This window comes from Streptomyces sp. NPDC031064 (assembly GCF_055570965.1).
Map to the genome: position 1 here is coordinate 628,937 of NZ_JBVIGF010000004.1, position 21,430 is coordinate 650,366.

At 73.8% G+C, this 21,430-nt stretch carries 21 protein-coding genes; 12 read left to right on the top strand and 9 right to left on the bottom strand.

The features are described from left to right. Nucleotides 1-91: 91 nt before the first annotated feature. The 4 genes from ACZ46W_RS18285 to ACZ46W_RS18300 all read right to left on the bottom strand — a co-directional run bounded on the left by ACZ46W_RS18285 (nt 92) and on the right by ACZ46W_RS18300 (nt 2,703). A complete protein-coding gene (locus ACZ46W_RS18285) occupies nt 92-616 on the bottom strand; it encodes a hypothetical protein (RefSeq protein ID WP_468338549.1) in 525 nt (174 codons plus the stop codon). 225 nt (nt 617-841) lie between these two features. Beyond that, nucleotides 842-1,123, bottom strand: a complete 282-nt coding sequence (locus ACZ46W_RS18290) for a hypothetical protein (protein WP_468338552.1) — start codon at nt 1,121-1,123, stop codon at nt 842-844. A 303-nt stretch (nt 1,124-1,426) separates the two neighbouring features. After that, entirely contained in the window at nt 1,427-2,062 is a 636-nt protein-coding gene (locus ACZ46W_RS18295) for a hypothetical protein (protein ID WP_468338554.1), read from the bottom strand. Nucleotides 2,063-2,463: 401 nt separating this feature from the next. Further along, nucleotides 2,464-2,703, bottom strand: coding sequence for a chaplin (locus ACZ46W_RS18300; RefSeq protein ID WP_366128394.1), 240 nt, complete (start codon nt 2,701-2,703; stop codon nt 2,464-2,466). A gap of 362 nt (nt 2,704-3,065) precedes the next feature. Here ACZ46W_RS18300 and ACZ46W_RS18305 point away from each other — a divergent pair, with 362 nt between their 5' ends. Genes ACZ46W_RS18305 through ACZ46W_RS18340 form a run of 8 tightly spaced genes read left to right on the top strand, consistent with a single transcriptional unit; the run spans nt 3,066 to nt 12,298 of the window. Continuing rightward, entirely contained in the window at nt 3,066-4,226 is a 1,161-nt protein-coding gene (locus ACZ46W_RS18305) for a glycosyltransferase (protein ID WP_468338557.1), read from the top strand. Next, the gene (locus tag ACZ46W_RS18310; protein ID WP_468338559.1) at nt 4,223-5,656 is read left to right on the top strand and encodes a sugar transferase; all 1,434 of its coding nucleotides are present in this window, start codon (nt 4,223-4,225) and stop codon (nt 5,654-5,656) included. Before ACZ46W_RS18305 ends, ACZ46W_RS18310 begins: the two co-directional genes overlap by 4 nt. After that, nucleotides 5,656-7,104: an O-antigen ligase family protein gene (locus tag ACZ46W_RS18315; RefSeq protein ID WP_468338561.1), complete on the top strand. Its 1,449-nt coding sequence runs from the start codon at nt 5,656-5,658 to the stop codon at nt 7,102-7,104. The genes ACZ46W_RS18310 and ACZ46W_RS18315 overlap by 1 nt, the downstream gene beginning before the upstream one ends. Next, nucleotides 7,097-8,758: a lipid II flippase MurJ gene (locus ACZ46W_RS18320; protein ID WP_468338563.1), complete on the top strand. Its 1,662-nt coding sequence runs from the start codon at nt 7,097-7,099 to the stop codon at nt 8,756-8,758. The genes ACZ46W_RS18315 and ACZ46W_RS18320 overlap by 8 nt, the downstream gene beginning before the upstream one ends. After that, complete coding sequence (locus tag ACZ46W_RS18325; RefSeq protein WP_468338565.1) at nt 8,691-9,419, top strand: polysaccharide deacetylase family protein; 729 nt, start codon at nt 8,691-8,693, stop codon at nt 9,417-9,419. The genes ACZ46W_RS18320 and ACZ46W_RS18325 overlap by 68 nt, the downstream gene beginning before the upstream one ends. Beyond that, a complete protein-coding gene (locus ACZ46W_RS18330; protein WP_468338566.1) occupies nt 9,416-10,510 on the top strand; it encodes a glycosyltransferase in 1,095 nt (364 codons plus the stop codon). The genes ACZ46W_RS18325 and ACZ46W_RS18330 overlap by 4 nt, the downstream gene beginning before the upstream one ends. A gap of 7 nt (nt 10,511-10,517) precedes the next feature. Next, nucleotides 10,518-11,204, top strand: a complete 687-nt coding sequence (locus ACZ46W_RS18335; protein ID WP_468338568.1) for a YveK family protein — start codon at nt 10,518-10,520, stop codon at nt 11,202-11,204. Beyond that, on the top strand, nt 11,201-12,298 hold the full coding sequence (locus tag ACZ46W_RS18340) for a GNAT family N-acetyltransferase (protein WP_468338570.1): 1,098 nt from the start codon (nt 11,201-11,203) through the stop codon (nt 12,296-12,298). The genes ACZ46W_RS18335 and ACZ46W_RS18340 overlap by 4 nt, the downstream gene beginning before the upstream one ends. Here ACZ46W_RS18340 and ACZ46W_RS18345 read toward each other — a convergent pair. The 4 genes from ACZ46W_RS18345 to ACZ46W_RS18360 all read right to left on the bottom strand — a co-directional run bounded on the left by ACZ46W_RS18345 (nt 12,288) and on the right by ACZ46W_RS18360 (nt 16,522). After that, on the bottom strand, nt 12,288-13,751 hold the full coding sequence (locus ACZ46W_RS18345; protein WP_468338572.1) for a glycoside hydrolase family 26 protein: 1,464 nt from the start codon (nt 13,749-13,751) through the stop codon (nt 12,288-12,290). The two genes, ACZ46W_RS18340 and ACZ46W_RS18345, sit on opposite strands and share 11 nt — an antisense overlap. 208 nt (nt 13,752-13,959) lie before the next feature. Next, nucleotides 13,960-14,193, bottom strand: coding sequence for a chaplin (locus ACZ46W_RS18350; RefSeq protein ID WP_468338574.1), 234 nt, complete (start codon nt 14,191-14,193; stop codon nt 13,960-13,962). A 459-nt stretch (nt 14,194-14,652) separates the two neighbouring features. After that, nucleotides 14,653-16,005: a cytochrome P450 gene (locus ACZ46W_RS18355; protein ID WP_468338576.1), complete on the bottom strand. Its 1,353-nt coding sequence runs from the start codon at nt 16,003-16,005 to the stop codon at nt 14,653-14,655. Nucleotides 16,006-16,153: 148 nt separating this feature from the next. After that, the gene (locus ACZ46W_RS18360; protein ID WP_468338578.1) at nt 16,154-16,522 is read right to left on the bottom strand and encodes a DUF6479 family protein; all 369 of its coding nucleotides are present in this window, start codon (nt 16,520-16,522) and stop codon (nt 16,154-16,156) included. A gap of 202 nt (nt 16,523-16,724) precedes the next feature. Between ACZ46W_RS18360 and ACZ46W_RS18365 the strand changes: the two genes are divergently transcribed. The 4 genes from ACZ46W_RS18365 to ACZ46W_RS18380 all read left to right on the top strand — a co-directional run bounded on the left by ACZ46W_RS18365 (nt 16,725) and on the right by ACZ46W_RS18380 (nt 19,688). Then, entirely contained in the window at nt 16,725-17,117 is a 393-nt protein-coding gene (locus tag ACZ46W_RS18365; RefSeq protein ID WP_366128409.1) for a rodlin, read from the top strand. Nucleotides 17,118-17,278: 161 nt separating this feature from the next. Further along, nucleotides 17,279-17,671, top strand: coding sequence for a rodlin (locus ACZ46W_RS18370; RefSeq protein WP_468338581.1), 393 nt, complete (start codon nt 17,279-17,281; stop codon nt 17,669-17,671). Between the two features lie 217 nt (nt 17,672-17,888). Continuing rightward, a complete protein-coding gene (locus ACZ46W_RS18375) occupies nt 17,889-18,401 on the top strand; it encodes a SigE family RNA polymerase sigma factor (RefSeq protein WP_468338583.1) in 513 nt (170 codons plus the stop codon). Nucleotides 18,402-18,464: 63 nt separating this feature from the next. Then, nucleotides 18,465-19,688 (top strand): hypothetical protein, encoded by a 1,224-nt coding sequence (locus ACZ46W_RS18380; protein WP_468338585.1) that lies wholly within the window; start codon nt 18,465-18,467, stop codon nt 19,686-19,688. 14 nt (nt 19,689-19,702) lie between these two features. Here ACZ46W_RS18380 and ACZ46W_RS18385 read toward each other — a convergent pair whose 3' ends face one another. After that, nucleotides 19,703-21,391, bottom strand: a complete 1,689-nt coding sequence (locus ACZ46W_RS18385) for a bifunctional 3'-5' exonuclease/DNA polymerase (RefSeq protein ID WP_468338587.1) — start codon at nt 21,389-21,391, stop codon at nt 19,703-19,705. Nucleotides 21,392-21,430 lie beyond the last annotated feature (39 nt).

The window sequence follows — 21,430 nt, forward strand, 5'->3', positions numbered from 1 at the left end:
ACCGCTCGGTGAGAGGGGCCGCTCGGGGGGAGTGACCGCTCGGGAGGAGGGACCGCTCGGCGGCAGGGGCCGCTCGGGGGAGGGGCCCGGGTCAGTTCTTCGGCTGAGCCAGCCCGAGCGTCGAGTCCAGCGCCCCCGACACGGTCGGCGCCAGGAAGCCCGCCTGCGGCAGCTCGACGCCCGGCAGGCCGAGCGACTCGGCGCGCGGCAGGGTGATCGGGAGGCCGAGGATCGCGCCCGGCGTGGTCGCCTGCACCTCGGAGGCGGGGGCGGCGACCAGCGCCCGGCCCGTCGGCTCGCCCTCCACGACGTCCGGCAGCGGCGCGCTGACCAGCGTCTCCGGGATCCCGGCCGTGATGGGGAGCTGCGGCAGGAGCAGCGGCTGTACCCTGCCCTCCCCATGCCCGGTGAGCCCCATGGGCGCCCCCGGGAGCGGGATGGGGACGCCGGTACGCAGCGTCGGCGTCTCCGTCGGGAGTACGGTTCCGAGACCGTGCAGCGGCACGTCCACCGGTGCGACCGGCACGGCGGCGGACGCCGCCGCGGGCGACGCCATCGCCGCCGATGCGAGGCACGTGACGACAATCCCCACGCCTGCCTGAGACTTCAGGTTCATTGCTGCGTACGCCTTCCCGGGCTGTGAGTAACGGTGCTGCCTCAAAGAACGAGCACGCGCCGAGAGCGGCGTCAGAATTCGCCTGATTGCAGCAACGCCGGTGCGTCGCGTCGCGCGCGGAGAACCGGGCATGCCGAAAGGCCGACGGGAAACGAAGTTCATCGTCTTCCGCCGGCCCCGGCAGCGTCACGTACGAGGGAGTACTTTCCCGTCCATCAGGCGAAGTTACTTGCCGCCGCCCAGCGCGGGCAGGCCGCCCAGGAGCGGCGTGGCGGTGTCCTTCGCCCCACCGGCGGTGTCCTGCACCTTGTCGACGGCCTTGCCGTCGGTCACCTTGCCCACCGCGTCGGCGGGAACGGCCTCGGTCAGACCGCGCTTGCCCAGGGCTTCGACGCCTCCGTTGAGGCTGGACGGGGTGAGGGTGGGGTCGATGGCGAAGGCCGGCGAGGCCGCGCCCAGAGCCATCACGGAACCGGCGACGACCGCAGCAACCTTGGTGGGCTTCATGGGAGGGAGTCCTTCCTGGAATGGCGTCTGTTCGCTGCAACTCACGCACATCACAGGCCACTTGGATCACCTGTGCAGCGCTCTGTCTTCCCTAACGAGCCCTCCGCGTGGGGGAAACTCCACGAGCCGCGAATTCTCGGCACTGCACTCGAACGATACGAATCGGTCCTATTCTCCGATCAGCGAGATCAGTGGGATGAACCAGATCAATGGGATCAGCTTGGCGGGTGGGAAATGGCCGGCGGCCGTGTCGGCTCAGTGGGGGCTGAGGCGGCACGGCCGTCGGGGGCGGGCCCGATGGACCTAGAGGCCGGTGGCCGGGAGCGTGGTGGCCGGGAGCGTGCTGACGCCCGTCGCCTGCGTACCGGTCATTCCGGCGACGTCGCGCATGATCGCGTCGATCAGGGTCTTGGTGGCCGTCTGGACCTGGGACGCCGAGGTGACCGCCTGGCCCTTCATCGCGGCGGCGACCATGTCGTCGATGGCCTTGTCCATGCCGGCGAGTGCCTTGTCCACGGCCGCGTCCGTGGTGTCGGTGGTGTCCGTCGAGTCCGTCGCGTCCATGGAGGTGCCCGCGGGCGCGGGGGCGGAGGTCGCGGGTGAGGAGGTCGCGGGGCCGGAGTTGGCCTCCGCTTCGGCCGCCGCCTTTCTCAGGGCCTCGATGGCGGCCGTGAGGTCCTTCATCTGCTGGTCCATGTCGGTCGCGGGGAGCGTCTGGGTGCCGCTGTTCGCGCCCGACACGGTGCCCAGGACGGAGTCGAGCACGTTGCCGATCGAGCCGAGGATGTCGCCGATGTCCTCCGGCGCCTTGACCTGCTCCTTGGCCTGTTCCTTGGCGGCCTGGTGGGTGGCGTGGGCGAGGGCGGGTCCCGCCGTACCGAGCGTGAGCGCGGCACAGAGCGCGGTGACCGCCACACGGCGGGGTGTCAGGAGACGCATGCCTTGTCCTTCCGGTGATGCCCAGTGATGCGTCGAGAACGTGACATCACCGTGAGTCCGCCCATTGCGGCCCGCAAACGCATGCGTGACCACGTACGAGTGGGCCCGACGGGTGAATCGGGCCGCCTGACCTGCCACGAAAAGCACCCCGGACTCGGCCGCCGGGGCGATGGCGGCGCGCCGCCGATGGAGTGGCACGCCCTTTTCCGCACGCGTTCCCGCACGCGTTCCCGCACGCGTTCCCGCACGCGTTCCGGCAGCATTCCGCACGCGTTCCCGTACGCGCTTCCGCGTCCGTTTCCACCCGCGTTCCCGCACCCGCTTCCGTACACGCAGAAGTGCGCCACCCCCCGCGGGGATGACGCACTGTCTCGCGCCGGCTGTGCGCGTGGCGTGCCGCGTCAGTCGTTGACGCAGACGTTGCCGAAAGTGGGGTTCAGCGCACCGATGATGTCGATCGTGTTGCCGCACAGGTTGATCGGGATGTGGATCGGCACCTGGATGATGTTGCCGGAGATGACGCCGGGGGACTTCACGGCCGCTGCATCCGCGTCGGCGTCGGCGTGCGCGACGCCGGTGGCACCGGCGACGGACGCGGCTACGGCGGAGGTCAGGACGGCTGCCTTCGCGATACGGGACATGGAGGAGCTCCTAGGTTGGTGGGGCACTGCGGCCGACGTGGCCGGCTACACCAACAACGCCTCAGTATTTCGCCGGTTGCGCGACCGAATGGGTGACACCGCCGCCCGGCTCTCGCGCGCGACACGCCGCACCACGAACGCGACGTGAAAATACGGAAGTTGCTCCGGCGGTGTTTCATATGCTTCTGGTCGTGATTGTTGAGTTATAACGTTCCTCTCGCCGGACCTCATCCGTCAAAGCGGAGAAGCGAGGAAGCGGAGAAGCGGAGAACCAACAGGGGGAATTCAGAGGCCTGACATTCGCCCGCGCGCCGGAAAGCGCCGACCCCTCACTGCCACCAGCTTCGTAGAAAGGGTCACGCGTGCGTCCCCCACTTACCGCATTGCATGTTGTCCAGCCGGGTGACGGCGGCGTGGCCCGTGTGGTCACCGACGTGGCCGGTGCGCAGGTGGACCTGGGAATGCGGGTGGCCGTCGCCTGCCCGCCCGGGACGCCGCTCGCGGTGGCGGCCGGGGCGTGCGGCGCCGATGTGCACCCGTGGCGGGCGGGGCGCGAACCGGGGCCGGGGCTGGTGGCGGAGAGCCGCCGGATCGCCGAGCTCGTCGACCTGCTCCGCCCCGACCTGGTGCACGCGCACAGCGCGAAGGCCGGGCTGGCCGCCCGGATCGCCGTGCGCGGCCGTGTGCCCACCGTGTACCAGCCGCACGCCTGGTCGTTCGAGGCGGTCGACGGGGTGACCGGCGCGCTCGCCAGGCGGTGGGAGCGCTGGGCCGCCCGCTGGACCGACCGGGTCGTCTGCGTCAGCGAGGCGGAACGGCGGCGTGGCGAGCGGGCGGGCGTACGGGCGGCCTGGTCGGTGGTCCACAACGGCGTGGACGCCCGGCGGTTCGCCACGGCACCGGACCGGGCGGCCGCCCGCGCGGCGCTCGCGCTGCCCGCCTCGGCACCGCTCGTGGTGTGCGTGGGACGGCTGTGCCGTCAGAAGGGCCAGGACACCCTCCTGGAGGCGTGGCCCGCCGTCCTCGACCGCGTACCGCACGCCCGGCTCGTCCTCGTCGGCGACGGCCCGGACGCCGAAGCCCTGCGCGCCGCCGCCGGGCGGGGCGGCCGCGTGACGCCGTCGGTGACCTTCGCCGGCGCCGTCGCCGATCCCGCCCCCTGGTACCGGGCCGCCGACCTCGTCGTCCAGCCGTCCCGCTGGGAAGGGATGGCCCTCGCGCCCCTGGAGGCCATGGCGGGCGGCCGCCCCGTCGTCCTCACCGACGTGGACGGCGCCCGCGAGAGCCTGCCGCCGGGCCACGAGACGCACTGCCTGGTACGCCCCGGCGACCCGGCGGCACTCGGCGCCGCCCTCGCCGGACTGCTGCGGCGGCCCGTCCTGCGGGAGGCCCTGGGCCGCCAGGCCCAGCAGCACGTGCTGCGGCGGTTCGACGTGCGGCGCGCGGGCGCGGCCATCGCGGACGTGTACCGCGAGGTGACCGCCGCACCGCGCCACGAGCTCAGGGAGCCGATCTCCCAGTGACCACGGAAAGCACCAGCCCGGCCACCACCGTCGTCCCGCCCCGCGGGCGGGCGGACCGGCTGGCCCTGCCGCCGCGCCGCCCGGTGCCCGCACCGCCCTTCGTCTCCTCCCTCGTCGCCGCCGACTGCGCCGCCGTGCTGCTCGCCGCGCTGCTGCTCGACCACGAACAGCGCGCCGCCGCCCTGCTGATGCAGCTCACCGCGTTCCTGGCCGCGCTCAACGCGTACGCCGGCCTCTACCGGCCCGGCCCCGTCCTCTCCGTACTCGACGAACTGCCCACCCTCGCCGGGCGTGCGGCCATCGCGTGGTGCGCGGCCGCCACGCTGCTCGCCGCGCAGTCCCCGCAGCGCGCCATCGGCCCGGCGACGCTGGCCGCCGCGTACGCCGTCCACCTGGCCTTCGTGTGCGGGTGCCGTGCCGTGCTGCACCACCGTCGCCGCGCCGCCGCCCGCGCGCACCCGCGCTCCGCGCTCGTCGTCGGCCCAGCGCCCGCCGCGCAGCGGCTGGCCGCCACGCTCGCCAGGCACCCCGAGTACGGCATCCGGCCGGTCGGCATCGTCGACACGCAGCGGCCGCAGCCGCCCGCCGAATCGTCACTGCCGGTGCTGACCAGCCCCGAGGAGATCCACCGGGCCGTCATCCAGAACAGCGTGCGCGACGCGTTGTTCGCCGGCGCCGAGCAGACCGACCTCGTCGCGCTGCTGCGCCACTACGGCTGTGTCGGCTGGCTCGTCGGCGACACGGGCGGCGACACGGGCGGCGGTACGGCCGGCGGTACGGGCGGTGGTACGCCGATGAGCCAGCACCTGTGGGGCCACGCGTGCCGGCGCCTGGACCCGCCGCCCGCCCACCGGGGCCGACTGCCCAAACGGATCCTCGACGTCACCGTCGCCGGGCTCATGCTCGCCGTACTCTCCCCGCTCCTGCTGCTGTGCGCGGCCGCGATCCGGCTGTCGGACGGCCCCGGTGTGGTCTTCCGGCAGGAGCGCGTCGGCCAGGACGGCCGACTCTTCACGCTGCTGAAGTTCCGTACGCTGCGGCCCGCCGACGACGAGGAGGCCGCCACCCGGTGGAGCGTCGCCCACGACGAGCGGATGAGCGTTGTCGGAACGTTCCTGCGCCGGACCTCGCTCGACGAGCTGCCGCAGCTCTGGAACGTGCTGCGCGGCGACATGAGCCTCGTCGGGCCGCGCCCGGAACGCCCCTACTTCGTCGCCAAGTTCAGCCGCGTCCACCCCGGTTACGCGGCACGGCACCGGATGCCGGTCGGGCTGACCGGGCTCGCGCAGGTGCACGGGCTGCGCGGCGACACCTCCATCGAGGACCGGTGCCGCTTCGACAACCACTACATCGACCACTGGTCGCTCTGGCAGGACGTGTGCATCCTGCTGCGCACGGCGGCCTCGCTGATCCGCCCGGCGGGAAGCTGATGCCGGTACGCAGGTGGGCGCCGTTGGTGCCGTTGCTCGTGGTCGTCGCGCTGCTCGCCGTCCCGCCGCCGCACGGCTCCTCGGGCACCGGAACGGTCGCGGACGCCGCGTCCGCCGTGCTGGTCGCCTTCTGCGCCGTACGCCTGGTACGGGACCGGGCGCGGCCGCTGTCGCGTACGGCGGCCGTCGTGCTGGGCCTGCCCGTGCTGGGCGTCTGCACGGCGGCGGTCACGTCCCACGACCCGGCCGCCAGCCTTCCGGGCGTCGCCCGCTACCTCCAGGTCTTCGTCCTCGTACCGGCGGCCGTGGTGCTGCTGGTACGCGACCGGCGGGACTTCGCCGTGGTCACCTGGGCGGTGATCGGCCTCGCGCTCGCGCAGGGGGCGGTGGGCGTCGCCCAGTACGTGACCGGCACGGGCGCGTCGTACATGGGGGAGGACGTCCGGGCGGTGGGGACCTTCGGGCCCACCGACGTGATGGGCATGGCGACGGTCGTCGCGTACGGGATCGTCGCGGCGGCCGGGATCGCGCTCGGTTCCCCGGGGGAGGCGGGGCGGCGGGCCCGGGCGTGGGCGCCGGCCTGCGGCGGACTGCTGCTCGTGCCCCTGGTGGTGTCGTTCAGCCGGGGCGCCTGGATCGCGACGGTGGCGGCCTGCGGGCTGCTGCTGGCGCTGTGCGGGGTGCGGCGCGCCGTGCGGGTGGGGCTCGCGGCGGGCGCGCTGGGCGTGGTGCTGGTGGCCGGGCTGGGCGTCGGTTCGCAGATGGTCCAGGAGCGGGTCGCGAGCATCTCGCAGGTCACGGCGACCCCCGACCGGTCGGTCACCGACCGGTACACCATGTGGGCCGCGGCGGCCGGGATGTGGCGCGCCGAGCCGCTCACGGGCGTCGGGCTCAAGGGCTTCCCCCACTACCGGGACAGTCACGCCTCGCTCGGCCTGTCGTCCGGCAGCGACACGGCGGGCGCCGGCCGGGGCTTCGAGCGGCAACCCCTGCTGTCGCCGCACAACATGTACCTCCTGGTACTGGGCGAGCAGGGGCTGCTGGGCCTGCTGACGGTCGCCGGGAGCTGGCTCGCGCTGCTGGCGTGCGGGGTGCGGCGCCTGGCGGACGCCCGCCGGGCCGGGGCGGTGCCGGACTGCGGGCTGGTCGCGGTGGGCCTGCTGGTCTGGCAGCTCGTCGACTTCGCGTACGCGGACATCGGCGGCCCGGCGACGGTCCTCACGGCGCTGGTGCTCGGGCTTGCCGCCTGGTGGGCGTTCGCGCCGGAGGCGGTGGGCGGGGGCGAGGCCCCTCCGGCACCGGCCTTCCCCCAGAGGGGGGACCCCCGCGCGGATCGGCGGGGTGCCCGACCGGCTTCGTGGCCGTACGCCGACGCCGGCCCGCCGGGACGGTCCGCCACGGCCCCTCGCGCCGACGCCGCCCCCGTGGCCGGAGGCCCGCATGGCTGACGCCCCCCACCGCGTCGCGGCGGCCCCGGCGCCCGAGGACCGGGCATGGGCGCCGTCCGGCCGCTTCCTCGCCCGGGCGGCCGCGCTCACCGCGGCCCTGACGGCGGTGGGCGCCCTGCTCGGGCTGGTCCGGGACCAACTGCTCGCCCACACGTTCGGCGCGGGTACCGGCACGGACGCGTTCCTCGTGGCATGGACCGTCCCGGAATTCGCGGCCACCCTGCTGATCGAGGACGGCATGGCCCTCGTCCTCGTACCCGCCTTCGCCGCCGCCCTCGCCCGCCGGGCGGGCACCACCGGCGACCCCGTCCGCGCGCTCGTCCGGGCCACCCTCCCCAGGACGGCCCTCGGCATGGGCGCGGCCGCCGGGCTGCTCGTGCTCGCCGCGCCCTGGCTCGTCGGCCTGCTCGCGCCCGGGCTCCCCGAGCGACAACTGGCGGTCGACTGCACTCGGTTGACCGCGACCTGCGTGCTCTCCTTCGCCCTCGCCGGCTACTTCAGCGCGGCGCTCCGCGCCCACGGCCGCTTCCTCGCGCCCGCCGCGATCTACGTCGCGTACAACACCGGCATCATCGCGGCGGTCGTCCTGCTGGACCCGGGCGAGTGGGGCGTGCGCGCGGCGGCGGCCGGGGTCGCGGCGGGCGGCGCGCTGATGGTGCTGGTCCAGGCGCCGGTCCTGTGGCGGCAACTGCGTACGCCCGGCCCGGCGCGTGCCCGGAACGGGCCGGCGCCCCGCCTCGTGCTGGCCGCGCTCGCGCCGGTGATCGTGTTCGCGGTGTGCCGCCAGTCGCAGGTCCTGGTCGAGCGCTTCCTCGCCGCGCCGCTGCCCGCCGGGGCGATCTCGCACCTCAACTACGCGCAGAAGGTCGCCCAACTGCCGATGGTGCTCTCGCTGATGCTGTGCACGGTCAGCTTCCCGGTCGTCGCGCGGGCGCTCGCGGCGGGCGACCCGGACACCGCGCGGCGGCGGGCCGAGCGCGACCTGCTGCTCGCGGGGGTGATCGTCCTCGTCGGCGCCGCGACCGTCGTGGCGGCCGCGCCGCAGATCGTGGAACTGCTCTTCCAGCGCGGCGCGTTCGACGCGGCGGACACCGCCGCCACGGCCGCCGTCATGCGGGCGTACGCCCTCGGGCTGCTCGGCCAGACGCTCGTCGGCGCCCTCGTACGCTGCTACTTCTCCGCCTCCCGCCCCCTGTGGTACCCGGGCGCCGTCATGCTCGGCGGCATCGCCGTGACCGCCGCGGCCGGCCGGGCGTGGGCCGGACCGTGGGGCGCCGCCGGTATCGCCGCCGCCAACGCGCTCGGCATCAGCCTCGCCGCCGCCCTCCTCCTGGCCGGCGTACGACGGCAGAGCGTCCCGCTCGACGCCCGGCACCTCGCGCTCGGGCTGGCCCGGCTCGCCGGGGCGGCGGCCGTCGCCACGGCGGCCGGATGGTGGTGCGCGGCCGGGCCGCCCCCGCTCGCCGTGCCGCTCGCCCTCGCCGTGGTCACGGCCACGTTCACCGCCGCCGCCTGCGCCCTGCGTGCCCCGGTGGTCCCCGCCCTGACCCGTTCCCTGATCCGATCCGCCCTGCGAAGGCCAGCACATGAACCAGCCGAGAATCCCCCTCTGGGTGGCGATGTACCACTCGATCGACGACACCACGGACGATGACCCGTACCACGTGACCGTCTCACCCGCCCGCCTCGACAAGCAGCTCCGCTGGCTGCGCGACCACGGCCTGCGCGGGGTCGGGGTACGGCAATTGCTGCTGTACGCGGCCCGCCACGGCGACACGCGCGGCCTGGTCGGCCTCACCTTCGACGACGGGTACGCCGACTTCCTCGACAACGCGGTCCCCCTCCTGCGCCGCCACGAGTGCACGGCCACCGTCTTCGTCCTCCCGGGCCGGCTCGGCGGGGACAACTCCTGGGACGCGCTCGGCCCGCGCAAGCCGCTGCTCACCGAGGACGGCGTCCGGCGCTGCGCAGCCGCCGGCATGGAGGTCGCCTCGCACGGTCTGCGGCACGTCTCCCTGTCCGGTGCGCCCGAACACGTACTGCGCGAGGAGGTGGCCGAGAGCCGGGAGGCGCTCCGCACGATCACGGGAACGGCCCCGGACGGGTTCTGCTACCCGTACGGGCACGTCAACGAGCGCGCGGTCCGGACCGTGCGGGAGGCGGGGTACACGTACGCCGCCGCCATCGACCCGGGCGCCGTGAGCGGCGTGTTCGCCCTGCCCCGGGTGCACATCGGGCAGCGCGACACCGCGTGGCGGCTGCACGCCAAACGGAAGCTGCACGGGTCCCGGCGCGCCCCCGTACCCATGTCATGAAGGTCCTGCACATCATCACCGGCCTCGGCATCGGCGGCGCCGAGCAGCAACTGCGCCTGCTGCTGCCGCACATGGACCGCGTCCGCAGCAGCGTCGTCACGCTCACCAACCCCGGACCGGTCGCCGACGCGCTGCGCGCCGACGGGGTGCCGGTGGCCCACCTGGGCATGCGCGGCAACCGCGACCTGGCCGCCCTGCCCCGCCTCACCCGGCTCATCCGGCACGGCGCCTTCGACGTCGTCCACACGCACCTGTACCGGGCGTGCGTGTACGGGCGGCTCGCCGCCCGGCTGGCCGGCGTACGGGCGGTCGTCGCGACCGAACACTCGCTGGGCGCCGCCCAGATCGAGGGCCGGCGCCTGAGCAGCGGCGCACGCGCCCTGTACCTGGCCAGCGAGCGGCTCGGCACGTCGACGGTCGCCGTCTCCGACACGGTGGCGCGGCGGCTGGCCGGATGGGGCGTGCACCCGGGGCGCATCCGGGTGGTGCCGAACGGCATCGACGTGGAGCGCTTCGCGTTCGACCCGGCCGCGCGGCGGGCGGTGCGGCGGCGGCTGGGGCTGGCGCCGGACGCGTACGTCGTCGGCGGGGTGGGGCGCCTCGCGGCGGGCAAGCGGTTCGACACGCTGATCCGCGCGGTGGCCTCGGTGCCCGGCGACGTCCGGCTGCTGCTGGTGGGGGAGGGCGAGCAGCGGCAGCGGCTGGAGGCGGTCGCCCGGGAGTGCGGGGCGGCGGACCGGGTGGTGTGGGCGGGGGCGGTCGACCGTGGGCTGCCGGAACTGCTGTCGGCCATGGACGTGTTCGTGTCCACGTCCGCCGACGAGGCGTTCGGGCTCGCGATCGTCGAGGCGCTGGCCGCCGGGCTGCCCGTGCGGTACGTGGCGTGCCCCGCGCTCGACGACCTGCCGCCCGAGGAGGCGCCCGGCGCGCGCCGGATCGGCGGCACGGCACCCGAGGTGGCCGCCGCGCTGGCGTCGGTCGCCCGTGAGCGGCTCCCGGTCCCCGCCGCCGTGCACCGCTACGACATCGCGCACAGCGCCCGGCAGTTGATGTCCCTCTACAGCGAGCTAGCGAGCTCTACGACGAAGTGAGTTGTCGATGACCACCACCCAGTCCCTTGCCGTACGCCGTGCGATCGGCTGGCTCACCCGTCTCAAGCGCACCCGCCGCCGGTGGCTGGTCCCGGCCGCCGCGCTGCTGGGCGTCCTCGCCGGCGGCGGGTACGGGCTGCTGAAGACCCCCGAGTACGCGGCCACCAGTTACGTCATCGTCGTACCGTCCGCGAAGTCCGACCCGGCCGGGGCGATGGGCCTGGCGCAGGCGTACGGGAGGGTCGCCACCGACATCGCGATCGTCGGCGACGCCCAGGTCGCGGCCGGCGTGCCGGCGGCCACGCTGCGCGCGAGCGTCCAGGCGGTGACCTCGCCGGACGCGCCGATGATCGCCATCACGGCGCGGGCGCCGGAAGCCGCGGCCGCGGCGGGCATGGCCGACAGCGTGGCCAGGGCCCTCGTGCAGAAGGGCTCCCACACGGAGGGCAGCACCGGAGTGAAGGTCCTCCAGTTCACCCGGGCGGCCACGCCGACGAGCCCCGTCTCGCCGTCGCCACCGCTGTCCGCGCTCGTCGGCGGCTGCGCGGGCGGGCTGCTCGGCGGGCTCGCCCTGCTGGTGCGGCCCCGGTACGGGCGGCGCGGGTCGCGGTACGGGTACCGGTCCGTGCCCGGCCCGGGCCCGGCCGCGCAGTCGGCGCCCCAGCCGAACCCGCATCCGGAGGCCCTCGTATGACCTGGGAGGTGACCGTCTGCCGGGACGGCGAGGCGTTCGGCCGGCTCGCCGCCGAGTGGGCGCGCCTGTACCGGAGGTGCGCCACGGCCACCCCGTTCCAGTCGCACTCCTGGCTGCACTCCTGGTGGGTGTCGTACGGCACGCCCGGCCGCCTGCGCGTCGTCCTGGTACGCCGCGACGGGGCGCTCGTCGCGGCGGCGCCCCTCCGGCTGGTGCGCCGGCCGCTGCCGGTGCTGACCCACCTGGGCGGGGCCATCACGGACTTCTCCGACGTGCTCGTCGACGACGCCCACGCCGACGAGGCGGTACCGGTACTGGCCCGGGCGCTCGGCCGCCTCGCCCGTACCGCCGTGATCGACCTCCGGGAGGTGCGGGCCGGGGCCGCCGCGCAACGGGTCCACGCCTGCTGGCGCGGCCCGCGCCGCCGCCTGCCCGACTCGGTGTGCATGGAGCTGCCCGCCGCGCCCATCGACGAACTGGTTGGCCGCCTCCCGTCGTCCCGTGCCCAGCGGGCCCGATCGAAACTGCGCAAGCTCGACAGGCTGGGCATCGAGGAGCACGTCGTACCCGCCGCCGAGGTGCCGCACGCCCTGGAACGGCTGCTGGCCCTGCACCACCGGCAGTGGGCGGACCGCGGGGTGACACCGGAGCACCTCCGGCCCCGGTTCGTGGAGCACCTCCAGCGGGCGGTGCGGTCGATGGTGGAGTCGGGGGACGCGATGGTGACGGAGTTCCGCATGGCCGGTGACCTGGTCGCCGCGGACCTCACGCTGATGTCCCCGCTGCTGTCCGGCGGTTACCTGTACGGGGCCGATCCCGTGCTGCGCGCGCACAAGGTCGACGTGGCGACCCTGCTGCTGCGCAACGGCGCCCGGGAGAGCAGCGCGAGCGGCCGCACCACGCTGAGCCTGCTGCGCGGCCGGGAGCCGTACAAGAGCCACTGGCGCCCCGAACCGGTCGTCAACCAGCGGCTGTTGCTCGCCCGGCGACGGACCGCGCCGCTCCTGCTGCTCCTCGCCGGGTACGCGGCCGGCCGCCGGTGGGCGGCGGACCGGCTGCGTGACCGGACGTGGGTGCGGCGGCTCAGGACCTGACGTAACGACGCCACTCGAACTTCACGCACAGTTGGCGGCCGAGCCACCGCTCGACCCAGTCGCCGAGGTCCAGCGGAGTACAGGCGGCCTGCTCGGGCTGCTCGGGCTGTTCCGGCTGCTCGGGGCGTCCGGGCTGTTCGGGCTGCTCTGGCTGCTCTGGCTGCTCGGGGCGTCCGGGCTGTTCGGGTTGCTCCGGCTGTTCGGGCTGCTCGGGCTGCGGTTCCGTGGGGTTGCCCTTGCCGGAGAGCATCGTGCGGAACACCTCGGCCGACTTCGGATTCTCGTCGCACTGCCAGACGCCGTGCGGGCAGTAGTCGGTGATGGTGTGGTACAGCGGCTTGTGCCGTTCCATCCACTCCAGCATGCGCCGCATGTACTCGGGGTTGTCGCCGTTGCGGAACAGCCCCCACTCCGGGTACGAGATCGGTTTGCCGTGCTCGGCGGCGAACTCCACGTGCTGCCGCAGCCCGTAGGGCTGGTTCACCTGCTCGTCGAAGCTCTCGCCCGACGGCTGGTCGTAGGAGTCCATCCCGATGATGTCGACGACGTCGTCACCGGGGTAGCAGGCGGTCCACGGAATGGCGTCCCGCCCGCGATTGGGCGCGAAGTCGAAGCGGAAGCGCTGGCCGGGCACCGCGCGCATGGCCGTGACGATGCGCTTCCAGTACGCCTTCCACGCCTCCGGGTCCGGTCCGCAGCGGTGCGAGTACGTGATGCCGTTCATCTCCCAGCCGAGGACCAGGATGGTGTCCGGCACGCCGAGCTGGACGAGGCGTTCGCCGAGGGCCCGGAAGTGCCGGTCGAACCGCCCGTCCGCGCCCAGCCGCAACAACTGCCGTACGACGGGGTCGGGCAGGTGGCTCTCGTTGCGCTCCAGCATGGGCACGTTGAGGACGAACAGCCGGTCCCCGCGCTCCTGCCGCCACCGCGCCCAGTGCTCCAGGAACCCGGGCCGGCCCTCGATATTGGTCCACACGTCACCGGGCAGGTACGTGTGCCCGACCCGCAGGTCCGTGCCACCGAGCCACTTGCGAAGCCCCGCCATGCGGTGAATGCCCCGCGGCCCGTAATCCAGGTAGGCCCCCATGGCCGGTCCGCTCCCCACCCCCGGCGCCGGCTCGTTCTCCGGACCGGCGGTCTCCGCGCGCTCCAGTCCCGCCCCCGTCCCGGGCCCGCTGCCCGTGTCGGCCTCCACCCCGCTCGTCGACCCCGTGGCCGCCGTCGACCCCGTGGCCGCCGTTGCCGCCCCGGCTTCCCGGTCCCCTTCCGGGCCCGGGCCCTGCCCTGTTCCGGGCGCCTCCAGGACTTCCGGGGACGGGCCCCGTGGAGCCGCCGGCTCGGAGGCGTGGCCGGCCGGGGCCGACAGGACCGAACCGGCCGTCAGCAGGCTCAGCAGCCCGGCGGCGAGCACCCCCCGCCGCGTGCCTCTCGTCTTCGCTCTCCGGTGACCCATGCTCCGCTCCTTCGCCAGGCGCCAGGATTCGCCAGTCGCTCAGTCACTCGGAGCAAAAGTATTCTTAATGGGCCGACCGGGATCGCGGTCCCGCCGCTCAGTAGGCCGTTGGTGGATTTCATCGCCCGCTTGGGGCAGCCGGGCACGGAAAAGCCGGTCCCGGAGCGCTCCGGGACCGGCTGTTACGCGGCCGAGGCCTGATGTCGCGTCACTTGTTGACGCAGACGTTCCCGAAGGCCGGGTTCAGCAGCGCGATGATGTTGATGGTGTTGCCGCACACGTTGATCGGCACGTGAATCGGGACCTGGACGACGTTGCCGGAGATGACGCCCGGCGAGTTCACGGCGGCACCGTTGGCGTCCGCGTCGGCCACAGCAGGCGCGGCCGCACCCAGCGCCATGACAACACCGGCGACGGCTACCGCAGCCTTCTTGCACTTCATAGTTCGGCTTCCTTTCCACAGGAGGAAGTCTTGCCACGGATTTCGTGACGAACGGACCGCGATGAGGCCCGGCTTCCACTGCGAAAATCACAACGAATGCGAAAGCGGAAAGACACCACTGCGGCTGCTTTCGGCGCCGATTCACTCGAACCGCCGAGCTACGGCCGGAGGCAGATGGCTCAACGGCTGGGCCACACGGGGCGCGCCACCAGAACGTCCCATTCGCGGTCCGGCAGGCCCGGGACCGTCCGGCCCAGCGCTCTCCATTCGCGCGTCAACGACGAATAGACGGGGACCGTCTCGGCCTCCGTCGCTTGCCTGCTCTGAGGGATGAGGGGCACACGCTGCCATTTACCGGCGCGAGGAGCCATGCCGAACCTTTCCGTTCACAGCAGCCTTGGCGAGGCTCTCGCATCATGTCACAGCCCGTGCCCGTACCCTCACGCTTCACGGAACCGCTCACGGTCGGTGGGGCAGGGCCGCGAAGCGCAGGCCGAAGTGGTCGAGGGTGCGGGGCAGGGGCCGGTCGGGCCGCAGTCTGCCGGGCCGCTCCGGCAGGTACGTGTGCCGTTCGAGCAGGGCCGCCAGCATGGTGGAGGTGACCAGGAGCACCAGGTCCTCGCCCGGGCACTCGCCGGGGCCCGCGCTGAACGGCATCAGCGCCTCGGTGTCCTGGGCCGTGCCGTCCAGCCAGATCTCCGGGGTGAACCGGTCGGAGTACGGCAGCGACTCGTCCCGGTGGAACAGGGGCGTATAGATGAGGAACTCGGTGCCGGCCGGCAGCGCGTCCTCGCCCCAGTCGGTCTCGCGCACCGACTCGCGCAGCACGAAGGGCGTGGTCGGCCACAGGCGCAGCGACTCCAGCACACAGGCGCGGGTGTACGGCAGGAGGCGGGGCTCGGTCAGGTCGGTGACCGCCAGTTCGTTGCGTACCTGCGTCTCCTGCGCGGTGTGCGTGGACAGCAGGGCCAGCGCACGGAAGGTGGCGATGCCCGCCGCGTCGAAGGCGAACAGCCAGTGCGGCACCTGCCCCGCCGGGTCGGTGCCGGGCGCGGCGGTCGTGGCGGCCAGGGCGGCGGCGAGGCTGCCGGGTTCGGCGCGGTCGAGGTGGGCGCGGAGGCGGCGTTCGAAGCGGCCGCGCAGCGTGGTGCGGCGCGGGGCGGCGACGGACCAGTTGGCGGTGGCGCGCAGCCGGCCGAGCATCGCGGTCAGGCCGGTGTCGTCGCGCCCGGTGTCGCCCAGTACGAGGCGGCGGGCGGTGCGGTCCCAGGCGGTGCCGAAGTCCGCCCAGCCGATCTCTCCGTCGCCGGCGGTCGTCGCGCCCAGGAGCTTGCCGGCCTCTTCCCTGACCGTGCGCACCATCCGGGGCGCCAGCCTGTGCATCTGGTGGCCGTACTCCAGCACGGCCTCGTTGAACGCGCGCCGCGCGTCACGCTCGGCACCGCGCGAGACCAGCACGCCGTGCGGCTGGAACTGCTCCAGCGAGGCGCGCTTCTCGCGGGTGGCGGGGGAGTACGGGTCCGGCGTGCCGTTCAGGACGCGGGCGGCGTCGCCGGCCCGGAGGAGGACGGCGAAGTGGCGCCCGGCCACGTCGAGCCGGAGGGGGCCGGGGCCGTAGGCGCCGCGCAGTTCGGTGAGCAGCCCGGTGGCGCGCCGGTCGAGGGCGTACCGCTCGGCGAGGGCCATCCCGGCGCGGCGGCGGACGATGGCGCCGGCCGCGAGGGTCGGTGCGATCACCTGCGCCGCCAGCCGCGCGGTGTCGCGCGCGGACGCCCGGGCGGGGGTGTGCGTGGCCGTGTCCGTACCGCTCATGGCCCCCGGGTGCCCAGGGGCCGAGCACGCGAAACGGTGCGTGGGGCGGGGCCACGCGGGCCGGGCGTCCGGGCAGCGGTCGGCCCGGGCGGTCCGTTCGCGGCCCGCCCGGGGACACCCGGCGATGTGGCCCGCCGGGCGGTGCGGGTCAGCCGCCCGTGGTGGGCCCGCCGCTGCCGAAGCCGCCGCTGGGGGCGCCGCGCCACTTGACGTCCTCCTCGGTGGGCGGCGTCGGGTCGGGGTCGGTGTTCTGGTGCCTCAGCTCGTACGGCATCACCCGGTCCTCGCGCTCGTCGAGCTCGGCGGGCCGGCGGTGACCCTCGGCCTCGCCCGGCAGCCCGGCGTCCGGCGGCCGGTGCGGCTGCTCGTCGGGCTTGGGGGGCGCGGGCTCCCGGTTCCGGATGCGCCGTCCCAGCCAGAAGGCGCCGATCAGGAAGCCGACGAGGAGGATGCCCGCGACCAGCGGACCAATACCGACGACATGGTCCTTAGCGGCGAATTCCGTGGTGAACGTCATGAGAGAGTCCATATGGGGCGTGTACCCCGGACATGCCCCGACCAGACATGTCCAGGGGGATGGACAACCTCATCATCATTCAAGCGTTCCATCCGCTTTTAGGTGATTGATCTCTTCGGGTGACCTGGCGCAACTTAAACGGTGCCGTGCTGTTGATCAGGGCGACCCCGAGCACCGGGTCTCTCGACGAGAAGGATGGACCATGATCAAGAAGGTTCTGGCCACCGCCGGCGTCGCCGCGGCCGTCCTTGGCGCCTCCGCGCCGATGGCCGCCGCCGTGGGCGACCGCGGAATCGACACGCAGAACGGCAACTTCGCCACCCAGTCGTACGGCAACACGCACACCGGTGGCTACATGAGCCCGCAGATCGGGCTGATCCAGGGCTCCCTCAACAAGCCCTGCATCGGTCTGCCGATCCAGGCCGACGTTCAGAACATCCTGGCCCTGGTCAACGTCGGTGTTCAGGACATCCTCAACGACACGCAGAACCAGCAGTGCGCCGAGAACTCCACGGCGGTCAAGGGCGACAGCGCCCTGTCGCACCTCCTGGAGGACGTCCTCTCCGAGAACGTCTCGGCCGCCGTCCGGGACTGACGCGAGGCCACCGTCCCGCACGGCCGCAGGGCCGTGCGGGCGGTACCGCGTGGCGTCCGCCGCCACGCGCCCGGGGCCATCCCCGGCTACACCCCCCACGCGCCCGACGCCGGGCGCGGCACGACCCGAGCACCCGGGTCTCTCGACGAATGGGATGAACCATGATCAAGAAGGTTCTGGCTACCGCCGGCGTCGCTGCGGCCGTGCTCGGCGCGTCCGCGCCGATGGCCGCCGCCGTGGGCGACCGCGGAATCGACACGCAGAACGGCAACTTCTCCCGGCAGATCTACGGCAACACCGTGACGGGCGGCCACCAGAGCCCGCAGGTGGGCCTTGTCCAGGGCACGCTGAACAAGCCGTGCATCGGTCTGCCGATCTACGCCGATGTCCAGAACATCATCGCGCTGGTCAACGTCGGCGTTCAGGACATCCTGAACGACCAGCAGGACCAGCAGTGCGTGGAGAACTCCACGGCGGTCAAGGGTGACAGCGCCCTGTCGCACATCCTGGAGGACGTCATCTCCGAGAACGCGTCCGCCGCGGTTCGCGACTGACGCGATCCGGGACTGACGCGGGACACGACGCGCGCGTAGCCACCGCATGGGCGGGCCCCACATCCGGCACCACGGATGTGGGGCCCGCCCTCGTGTGCGGGGGCGGGTCCCGCGGTGCGCGGGAAGGAGGGCGGCGGGGAAAGCCGTGTGAAACATTTGCCGGAGGCTGACGCGTCAAGGGGGTGGAGCACGACGGCAGCGGGGTGAAGGGGAGGGCATGAGAAGGTCCCGAGCGGACGAGTTCATGGAGTTCGCGGCGGGCCGTACCGGGCATCTTTTCCGCTCCGCCTGCCTGCTGACCAGCGGCGACACCCACCTCGCCGAGGACCTGGTGCAGGAGACGCTGGGACGGATGTACGCGCTGTGGGGCCGGATGGCGCGTGTCGACAGCCCGGCGGCGTACGCCCAGACCGTCCTCGTCCGCACCTACCTCACCCAGCGGCGACGGCGCTCCTGGGGCGAGCGGCCGCTGGCCGAGCTGCCCGAGACCGCCACCGGCCGGGGCGACGACCCGGACCTGCGGTTGGCGCTCCTCGACGCGCTGGCGCGGCTGGCCCCGAAGGACCGGGCGGTCGTGGTGCTGCGGTACTGGGAGGACCGCAGCGTGGAGGAGACCGCCGCGGCCATGAACGTCAGCGCCGCCGCCGTACGCACCCGCTCCACCAGGGCGCTCGCACGGCTCCGCGAACAGCTCGGTGGCACCCTCGCCGAGCTCGTCACCGCCCACTGAACGGCCTGCCGCCCTCACCCCTTCGACCCGAACGTCATACGACCCACGAACGGTGGTTCCCCCATGCCCTTTGAGGACGACGTCTCCGAGGCGATGCGCCGCGCCGGCGAAACCTTCACCACGGACCACCGCGCGATCGTGGAAGGCGGACTGCGGCGGGGCCGTGCCCGGGTGATGCGGCGCCGCGTGGGCGCGGCCGCCGGCGCCGTGATGGCGCTGACCGGTTCGGCGTTGTACGGGGGGTGGCTGCTCGGGACGTCCTCCGCCCGGGAAGTGGCCGACGACACCGGTCCGTCCCCGAGCGTGACCCGGCGGGAGACGCGGGACCCGAAGTGGCAGGACCCCGACTGGCACATCCGTGTCTCCGCCGACCAGATGGTGCAGATCCTGGAGCGGGGGCTGCCGCAGGGCAAGATGACCCAGCAGCGTGCCGACAGCAACCTCGGCAACCCGTTCGAGGCGGCGCGCGCCTCGCTCGTGTACGACGACGGATTCGGCGAGGCCCTGGTGGAGATCTCGTTCAAGCGGGCCGACCCCAAGGACCCGGCCGCCCGCAAGGAGGCCACCTGCCCGAAGAACCTCACCCCTCCCGTCACCAAGTGCGACGACGATCCGTACCCCTTGGCAACCGCCACCTTCGTCAGCACCGCCGACAAGGGCCTGACCAAGTCCCGGTCCGTGAGCCTGTCGGAGGAGGGCTTCCTCGTCGAGCTGACCACGTACAACGGCCTGCCGAAGGAGGGCCGGGCCACCCGGGCGCGGCCGCCGTTCACGCAGATGCAGACCTCCAACCTGCTGCTCTATCTGCGGATGTCGATGACGAAGTACGGCATCCCCAACCCCGACGTGTTCACCCGGAACCTGCGCGTCGGGGGAAGCGATGCCGTGAGCGACCAGGTGCGGCGCCTGTCGCCGAAGGGGCTGTCACCGCGCGGCGGCGGTGGCGAGGGGGCCACCGGCTACATGACCGCGTACGACGTCCGGAACAAGACCATGAGCTACCTCCGGGCCACCCTCACCCCGAAGGGCGCCCGGGGCGACGGGGAGCCGCGGTGGAGCGAGACGCTCCCGGACGGCACGAAGATCGCCACGTCGGAGCGGCCGGCGCAGGGCAAGGGCGTCACGGAGTGGCGGGTCGACGCGCTACGGCCGAACGGCCTGCGCGTCACCATCACCTCGTACAACGCGGAGTACCCGCACAAGGACGCCAACCGGACGACACCGCCCGCCACCCTGGAGCAGCTCAAGGCGATGGCCGTCCACGACTCCTGGCTGACGCTGAAGTAGGCCGGAACCGGGGGTCACTTGGCGTCGGAGTAGCGCTCGACCGTCGCCGTCGTGAAGGGGAAGCGCACCGGGGTGTCCCCGAAGGCGATCCGCCCGGCCGTGTCGCCGGCCGTGCGGATCGCTTCGGCGACCGCCGGGGCCTCCCCGGCCGGGCAGTGCACGATCACCTCGTCGTGCTGGAAGAACACCAGCTCCGCACGCATCCCGGCCAGCGCCCGCCGCAGCGCGGCCAGCATCAGCAGCGCCCAGTCGGCGGCGCTGCCCTGCACGACGAAGTTCCGGGTGAACCGGCCCCGCGCGCGGGCGTTCACCGAGGCGTACCCCGGGGTGAACTCGCCGTCCGACAGCGGCTCTTCCGCGCCCTCCTGGGGGATGCCCGCCTCGTCCGCCTCCGCCGCGCCCGCCGCGCGCGGGCTGGTGCGGCCCAGCCAGGTGCGCACCAGGCGGCCTTCCTCGCCCGCCTTCGCCGCGTCGTCCACGTACGCCACCGCCCGGGGGAACCGGCGCCGCAGCGCGGCCAGGTTCTTCAGGCCGTCCCCGCTGGTCTGCCCGTAGATCGCACCGAGCAGCGCGAGCTTCGCGTGCTCCCGGTCGCCGGAGAACGCCCGGTCGGACAGGCGTGTGTACAGGTCGTCCTCGTGCCCCGCGACCTCCATCAGGCCCGGGTCCCTGGAGATCGCCGCCAGCACCCGGGGCTCCATCTGGTCCGCGTCCGCGACGACGAGCCGCCATCCGTCGTCGGCGACGACCGCCCGCCGGATGACCTTCGGGATCTGGAGGGCGCCGCCGCCGTTGGTGGTCCAGCGTCCGCTGACCGTGCCGCCCGGCAGGTACTCCGGCCGGAACCGCCCGTCCCGCACCCAGTCCTGGAGCCAGCTCCAGCCGTGCGCCGTCCAGATCCGGTACAGCTTCTTGTACGCGATGAGCGGCTCGACGGCCGGGTGGTCGATCTCCGCGAGCTCCCAGCGGCGCGTCGAGCGCACCACGATCCCCGCCCGCGCGAACGCCTTCACCACGTCCGCCGGCAGGTCGGGCCGGACCCGGCGCCCGAACGCCGCCGACACCTCGTCCGCCAGCTCCGCCAGCCGCCGCGGCTCGCCCCCGCCCGCGTACCGCTCGCCCAGCAGCTCGTGCAGCACCGCCCGGTGGACGTCCGCCCGCCACGGCAGTCCGGCCCGGGTCATCTCGGCGGCCACCAGCATCCCCGCCGACTCGGCCGCGGTCAGCAGCCGCATGCGGCCGGGGTGCTCGGCGGCCGCGTGTCTTCGGTGCTGGTCCGCGTACACCTCCAGCAGGCCCTCGAAGGGCACGTCCTGGCCGGTCGGCGGTTCGAACAGCGGTGACTGCGCGCCCGGCTCGGCCGCCCTGAGCGGCGGATCGGGCGGCACCGGACGGTCGTGCAGCCGCGCCCAGGCCGCCGCGACCGAGCGGGGCTCGCCGAGGCGCCCCTCGTGCCCGAGCAGCAACTGCTCGGCGACCTCCATGTCGTAACACCGCTCGACCCGGACCCCGGCCGCCAGGAGCCGGGGGTGGACGGCGCCGGTGGACCGCCACACCCACCGGCCGACGCCCGGGCGCGACCGCACCGCCTCGACGAGGTCCGGCTCGGTCAGCACCGGGCCCGTGGGCAGCCCGTCCGGACCGAGGGGGACCAGCCGCGCCCCGCCGCCCTCGGTGCCGTCCACCACCCAGCGTTCGTTCACGGGTGCGAGTCTGGCACCCGGCACTGACAACCGGCGCAC

Coding starts and splice junctions, on each gene's coding strand:
- ACZ46W_RS18285 (WP_468338549.1), bottom strand. CDS start 616: ATGAACCTGAAGTCTCAGGCAGGCGTGGGGATTGTCGTCACGTGCCTC.
- ACZ46W_RS18290 (WP_468338552.1), bottom strand. CDS start 1,123: ATGAAGCCCACCAAGGTTGCTGCGGTCGTCGCCGGTTCCGTGATGGCT.
- ACZ46W_RS18295 (WP_468338554.1), bottom strand. CDS start 2,062: ATGCGTCTCCTGACACCCCGCCGTGTGGCGGTCACCGCGCTCTGTGCC.
- ACZ46W_RS18300 (WP_366128394.1), bottom strand. CDS start 2,703: ATGTCCCGTATCGCGAAGGCAGCCGTCCTGACCTCCGCCGTAGCCGCG.
- ACZ46W_RS18315 (WP_468338561.1), top strand. CDS start 5,656: ATGCCGGTACGCAGGTGGGCGCCGTTGGTGCCGTTGCTCGTGGTCGTC.
- ACZ46W_RS18320 (WP_468338563.1), top strand. CDS start 7,097: ATGGCTGACGCCCCCCACCGCGTCGCGGCGGCCCCGGCGCCCGAGGAC.
- ACZ46W_RS18325 (WP_468338565.1), top strand. CDS start 8,691: ATGAACCAGCCGAGAATCCCCCTCTGGGTGGCGATGTACCACTCGATC.
- ACZ46W_RS18330 (WP_468338566.1), top strand. CDS start 9,416: ATGAAGGTCCTGCACATCATCACCGGCCTCGGCATCGGCGGCGCCGAG.
- ACZ46W_RS18335 (WP_468338568.1), top strand. CDS start 10,518: ATGACCACCACCCAGTCCCTTGCCGTACGCCGTGCGATCGGCTGGCTC.
- ACZ46W_RS18340 (WP_468338570.1), top strand. CDS start 11,201: ATGACCTGGGAGGTGACCGTCTGCCGGGACGGCGAGGCGTTCGGCCGG.
- ACZ46W_RS18345 (WP_468338572.1), bottom strand. CDS start 13,751: ATGGGTCACCGGAGAGCGAAGACGAGAGGCACGCGGCGGGGGGTGCTC.
- ACZ46W_RS18350 (WP_468338574.1), bottom strand. CDS start 14,193: ATGAAGTGCAAGAAGGCTGCGGTAGCCGTCGCCGGTGTTGTCATGGCG.
- ACZ46W_RS18355 (WP_468338576.1), bottom strand. CDS start 16,005: ATGAGCGGTACGGACACGGCCACGCACACCCCCGCCCGGGCGTCCGCG.
- ACZ46W_RS18360 (WP_468338578.1), bottom strand. CDS start 16,522: ATGACGTTCACCACGGAATTCGCCGCTAAGGACCATGTCGTCGGTATT.
- ACZ46W_RS18365 (WP_366128409.1), top strand. CDS start 16,725: ATGATCAAGAAGGTTCTGGCCACCGCCGGCGTCGCCGCGGCCGTCCTT.
- ACZ46W_RS18370 (WP_468338581.1), top strand. CDS start 17,279: ATGATCAAGAAGGTTCTGGCTACCGCCGGCGTCGCTGCGGCCGTGCTC.
- ACZ46W_RS18375 (WP_468338583.1), top strand. CDS start 17,889: ATGAGAAGGTCCCGAGCGGACGAGTTCATGGAGTTCGCGGCGGGCCGT.
- ACZ46W_RS18380 (WP_468338585.1), top strand. CDS start 18,465: ATGCCCTTTGAGGACGACGTCTCCGAGGCGATGCGCCGCGCCGGCGAA.